Source organism: Flavobacterium sp., assembly GCF_024642105.1.
Classification (GTDB): Bacteria; Bacteroidota; Bacteroidia; order Flavobacteriales; family Flavobacteriaceae; genus Flavobacterium.
Genome location: NZ_JAHEBT010000053.1, coordinates 392,984 through 399,629, shown reverse-complemented (window position 1 = coordinate 399,629; position 6,646 = coordinate 392,984). Strand labels below are relative to the sequence as shown.

Genomic DNA, 6,646 nt, shown 5'->3' with positions numbered 1-6,646 from the left:
ATAATTCAGGAAAAATTACTGCTGATAACGTAATTGCACGTCAAGAAGGTGATTTCCCTGTAATTGAACCATCTAATGTTCATTATACTGACGTTGCTCCTAACCAAATTGCATCGATTTCGGCTTCATTGATTCCTTTCTTGGAACATGATGATGCGAACCGTGCGTTGATGGGATCAAACATGATGCGTCAAGCAGTACCATTGATTCGTCCAGAAGCTCCAATTGTTGGAACTGGTTTAGAGCGTCAAGTAGCTTCGGATTCTAGAGTATTAATTAATGCTGAAGGACACGGAACAGTTGAATACGTTGATGCTAATATCATTACTATTAAATACGACCGTACTGAAGAAGAACGTATGGTAAGTTTTGATACTGATGAGAAAACATACAACCTAATTAAATTTAGAAAAACCAACCAAGGAACAAGCATTAACTTGAAACCTATCGTAAGAAAAGGAGATAGAGTGGTTCCAGGTCAAGTTTTATCTGAAGGATATGCCACTCAAAATGGAGAGTTAGCTTTAGGTAGAAACCTAAAAGTAGCCTTCATGCCTTGGAAAGGGTACAACTTTGAGGATGCGATTGTAATTTCTGAGAAAGTAGTTCGTGACGATATCTTTACCTCTATTCACGTTGATGATTATTCATTAGAAGTGAGAGATACTAAATTAGGTAATGAAGAGTTAACGAATGATATTCCTAACGTTTCTGAAGAAGCTACTAAAGATTTGGATGAAAACGGTATGATTAGAATTGGAGCCGAGGTTAAACCTGGTGACATTCTTATCGGAAAAATTACGCCAAAAGGAGAATCAGATCCTACTCCAGAAGAGAAATTGCTTCGTGCTATCTTCGGGGATAAAGCAGGTGATGTAAAAGATGCTTCATTAAAAGCGTCTCCTTCTTTACACGGTGTAGTTTTAGATAAAAAATTATTCGCAAGAGCGGTAAAAGATAAACGTAAGAGAACCCAAGATAAAGATGCTTTAACAGCGCTTGAATTGGAATTCGAAACTAAATTTGTTGAATTAAAAGATAAATTAGTAGAGAAATTATTCTTAATCGTAAACGGAAAAACCTCTCAAGGTGTAATGAATGATTTGGGTGAAGAAGTTTTACCAAAAGGTAAAAAATACACTCAAAAAATGTTGTACGCTGTTGAAGATTTTGCACACTTAAGTAAAGGTCAATGGGTTGCTGATGATGCAACTAATAAAATGGTTAATGATTTGATTCATAACTATAAAATTAAATTGAACGATTTACAAGGAGCTTTACGTAGAGAAAAATTCACCATTACTGTTGGAGATGAATTGCCATCAGGAATCTTGAAATTAGCGAAAGTATATATCGCTAAAAAACGTAAGTTAAAAGTTGGGGATAAAATGGCGGGACGTCACGGTAACAAAGGTATTGTTGCTCGTATCGTTCGTCATGAAGATATGCCTTTCTTGGAAGACGGAACACCAGTAGATATCGTATTGAATCCACTTGGGGTACCATCTCGTATGAACATTGGTCAGATTTATGAAACTGTTTTAGGATGGGCTGGAATGAACTTGGGTAGAAAATTTGCTACTCCAATTTTTGATGGTGCTTCTTTAGACGAAATCAATGAATTGACAGATGAAGCAGGTGTGCCACGTTTTGGACATACACATCTTTATGATGGAGGTACTGGAGAACGTTTCCACCAAGCTGCAACAGTGGGTGTTATCTATATGTTGAAATTAGGACACATGGTAGATGATAAAATGCACGCACGTTCTATCGGACCATACTCGTTGATTACACAACAACCACTTGGAGGTAAAGCTCAATTTGGAGGTCAACGTTTTGGAGAGATGGAGGTTTGGGCTCTTGAGGCTTATGGAGCATCAAGTACACTTAGAGAAATCTTGACTGTTAAATCTGATGATGTTATTGGTAGAGCTAAATCTTACGAAGCAATCGTTAAGGGAGAGTCTATGCCAGAACCAGGATTGCCAGAATCATTCAATGTATTAATGCATGAGTTGAAAGGTCTTGGTTTAGATATTAGATTAGAAGAATAAAAAAGAATGCTGTATTCAGTTCCAATTTTTTTTGGAACTGAATACTTATTTATAATAAGTTTTTAAGGATTTATACCCGTAAACCGTTCCGATTTTTTATTGAAGCCTTTAGGTTTTTATAACTAGCACTTCAAAAATAGTTTGAAGTTTAGAGAAGTAATTCGAGGTATTAGCTGAATGGTTTATTCTTTATGGAGTAATACAATTGCAAAATAAAAGTAAATCATAAATCTAAAATCAATTTTTTAATTGCAAATAAATCAATAGTAAAAACTATGATGAATAATAGAAATAATAAAGATAAAAACCAAGTTAAAAGGTTTGACAAGATTTCGATAGGACTTGCTTCTCCTGAATCTATCTTAAAAGAATCAAGAGGTGAAGTATTAAAGCCTGAAACAATCAACTACAGAACGCACAAACCAGAGCGTGACGGTCTTTTCTGTGAAAGAATTTTTGGTCCTGTTAAGGATTTTGAATGTGCTTGTGGAAAATACAAAAGAATTCGTTACAAAGGAATTATTTGTGACCGTTGTGGTGTAGAAGTTACCGAGAAAAAAGTACGTAGAGATAGAGTAGGACACATCAACCTTGTTGTGCCAATTGCTCATATTTGGTATTTCCGTTCTCTTCCAAACAAAATTGGATATATCCTTGGATTGCCATCTAAGAAATTAGATATGATCATTTACTACGAAAGATACGTAGTAATCCAAGCCGGTATTGCCAAAAATGCAGAAGGAGAATCATTACAAAGATTAGATTTCTTGACAGAAGAAGAGTATTTGAATATTTTAGATACACTTCCTGCTGACAATCAATATTTAGACGATTTTGATCCAAATAAATTTGTTGCCAAAATGGGAGCAGAGTGTATTATGGATTTATTAGCACGTATCGACTTAGATGAGTTATCATACAGTTTACGCCATAGTGCTAACAACGAAACGTCTAAACAACGTAAAACAGAAGCGTTAAAAAGATTACAAGTAGTAGAGTCTTTCCGTGAGTCTAACTTGAACCGTGAGAATCGTCCTGAGTGGATGATTATGAAAGTAGTTCCTGTTATTCCACCAGAATTACGTCCGCTTGTGCCACTAGATGGAGGTCGTTTTGCTACTTCTGATTTGAATGATTTATACCGTCGTGTAATTATACGTAACAACCGTTTGAAAAGATTGATGGAGATTAAAGCTCCTGAAGTAATCTTGAGAAACGAAAAACGTATGTTGCAAGAATCTGTAGATTCACTTTTCGATAATACTCGTAAAGCATCTGCAGTAAAAACAGAATCAAACAGACCATTAAAATCATTATCTGATTCATTAAAAGGTAAGCAAGGACGTTTCCGTCAAAACTTACTTGGAAAACGTGTGGATTATTCTGCTCGTTCGGTAATTGTTGTTGGACCTGAGTTGAAATTATTCGAATGTGGTATCCCAAAAGATATGGCATCTGAATTATACAAACCTTTTGTAATCCGTAAGTTGATTGAAAGAGGTATTGTAAAAACAGTTAAATCAGCTAAAAAAATAATTGATAAAAAAGAGCCTGTAGTTTGGGATATCCTTGAAAATGTAATTAAAGGACACCCAGTATTACTGAATCGTGCTCCTACTTTGCACCGTTTAGGTATCCAAGCGTTCCAGCCAAAATTAATTGAAGGAAAAGCAATCCAATTGCACCCTTTAGTGTGTACGGCTTTCAACGCGGATTTTGATGGTGACCAGATGGCAGTTCACTTGCCATTAGGACCAGAGGCAATTTTGGAAGCACAATTATTAATGTTAGCTTCTCACAATATCTTGAACCCTGCTAATGGAGCGCCTATTACGGTACCTTCTCAGGACATGGTTTTGGGTCTATATTATATGACCAAAGAACGTTTATCAACTCCTGAGCATAAAATTTTAGGTCAAGATTTGACTTTCTATTCTGCTGAAGAGGTAAACATTGCATTAAACGAAGGACAATTAGAATTGAATGCTCGTGTGAAAATTAGAGCAAAAGATTTTAACGAAAATGGAGAGTTGGTTTACAAAATAATCCAAACTACTGCAGGTCGTGTATTGTTTAATGAAGTGGTTCCTGAAGCTGCTGGATACATCAATGATGTATTAACTAAGAAAAACTTAAGAGATATTATCGGTCACATTTTAAGTGTTACTGATGTACCTACAACAGCCGCTTTCTTAGATAATATGAAAGATATGGGGTATAAATTTGCCTTCAAAGGTGGTTTGTCATTCTCATTAGGTGATATTAGAATTCCAGAGCAAAAAACAAAATTAATTGCAGACGCTAGAGAGCAAGTTGAAGGTATTTCTGCTAACTATAACATGGGTCTTATCACCAATAACGAACGTTACAACCAAGTTATTGACGTGTGGACATCAACCAATGCTCAATTGACTGAAGCAGCAATGAAAAACATTAGAGAAGACCAACAAGGTTTCAACTCAGTGTATATGATGCTTGATTCTGGAGCAAGGGGATCTAAAGAACAAATTCGTCAGTTAACTGGTATGCGTGGTTTGATGGCTAAGCCTAAAAAATCGACTGCTGGTGGTGGTGAAATTATTGAAAACCCGATTTTGTCTAACTTTAAAGAAGGTCTTTCTATCCTTGAGTACTTTATCTCTACTCACGGTGCTCGTAAAGGTCTTGCGGATACGGCTCTTAAAACTGCGGATGCAGGATACTTAACAAGAAGATTACATGACGTTTCTCAAGACGTTATTGTAAACATCGAAGATTGTGGTACATTAAGAGGTGTTGAAGTTTCAGCTTTGAAGAAAAACGAAGAAATCGTAGAATCTTTAGGCGAAAGAATCCTTGGACGTGTAGCATTGCAAGATGTTGTTAATCCTTTAAATAACGAAGTATTAGTAGCGTCTGGACAACAAATTACTGAAGCAATTGTTAAAGCTATCGATGCTTCGCCAATTGAAAAAGTAGAAGTTCGTTCTCCATTAACTTGTGAGGCATTAAAAGGAATTTGTGCTAAATGTTACGGTAGAAACTTAGCTACTGGAAAAATGACTCAAAGAGGTGAGGCAGTTGGTGTTATCGCTGCTCAATCTATTGGAGAGCCTGGTACACAGTTGACACTTCGTACGTTCCACGTTGGAGGGGTTGCAGGAGGTATTTCTGAAGAATCAAGCATTGTTGCTCGTTTCCCAGGAAAATTAGAAATCGAAGATTTAAAAACAGTTAAAGGAGAAGATAGCGAAGGAAACGCAGTGGATATCGTTGTTTCTCGTTCTACTGAATTGAAATTAATCGATGAAAAAACAGGTATTTTATTAAGTACAAATAACATCCCTTACGGTTCTAGTATTTTTGTAAAAGACGGTCAGTCAGTTGCAAAAGGAGAAGTAATCTGTAAATGGGATCCATATAATGGAGTTATTGTTTCTGAGTTTACTGGTAAAATTGCTTATGAAGATTTAGAGCAAGGACAATCGTTCATGGTTGAAATCGATGAGCAAACTGGTTTCCAAGAAAAAGTAATTTCTGAAGCAAGAAACAAAAAATTAATTCCAACTTTATTGGTTTACGGTAAAGACAATGAATTAATCCGTTCGTATAACTTACCAGTAGGAGCCCACTTGATGGTTGACGATGGTGAGAAAATTAAAGCTGGTAAAGTATTGGTGAAAATTCCTCGTCGTTCTTCTAAATCAGGAGATATTACAGGAGGTTTACCAAGAATTACAGAGTTGTTAGAAGCTCGTAATCCTTCAAACCCAGCGGTAGTTTCAGAAATCGACGGTGTAGTTTCTTTCGGAAAAATCAAACGTGGTAATCGTGAAATCATCATCGAATCTAAATTTGGTGAAGTGAAGAAATACTTAGTAAAATTATCAAGTCAAATCTTAGTTCAAGAAAATGACTTTGTAAGAGCGGGTGTTCCTTTGTCAGATGGTGCAATTACTCCAGACGATATCTTAAGAATTCAAGGTCCAGCTGCTGTTCAACAGTACTTGGTGAACGAAATTCAAGAGGTGTACCGTTTACAAGGGGTAAAAATCAATGACAAACACTTTGAAGTAGTGATTCGTCAAATGATGCGTAAAGTAAGAGTTCAAGATCCAGGAGATACGTTATTCTTAGAAGATCAATTGATTCATACCAAAGATTTCATCTTAGAAAATGACAAGTTATACGGAATGAAAGTGGTTGAAGATGCAGGAGATTCTGATGTCTTGAAACCAGGTCAAATCATTACGCCTCGTCAACTACGCGATGAAAATTCATTATTGAAACGTACGGATAAAAATTTAGTTGTAGCTCGTGATGTAATCACAGCAACGGCTACTCCGGTACTTCAAGGTATTACTAGAGCATCTCTTCAAACGAAATCATTCATTTCAGCAGCCTCTTTCCAAGAGACTACTAAAGTATTAAACGAAGCTGCTGTAGCAGGTAAAGTAGATTACTTAGAAGGGTTGAAAGAAAATGTTATTGTAGGTCACAGAATTCCTGCTGGTACAGGTATGAGAGAATACGATCACACGATTGTAGGATCTAAAGAAGACTACAACGAAATGATGGCTAACAAAGAAGAATATATTTATTAATTCAAA

Annotated in this window: 2 protein-coding genes; both read left to right on the top strand. The window is 36.1% G+C overall.

Translation table 11 applies throughout. The features are described 5' to 3' along the window. Positions 1-2,057, top strand: a 2,057-nt coding sequence (rpoB, locus tag Q0L65_RS10025; protein WP_296685905.1) for a DNA-directed RNA polymerase subunit beta, incomplete at its 5' end; no start/stop codon positions are given. A 275-nt stretch (positions 2,058-2,332) separates the two neighbouring features. Continuing rightward, the gene (rpoC, locus tag Q0L65_RS10020) at positions 2,333-6,640 is read left to right on the top strand and encodes a DNA-directed RNA polymerase subunit beta' (RefSeq protein ID WP_296685902.1); all 4,308 of its coding nucleotides are present in this window, start codon (positions 2,333-2,335) and stop codon (positions 6,638-6,640) included. The last annotated feature ends 6 nt before the right edge of the window (positions 6,641-6,646 follow it).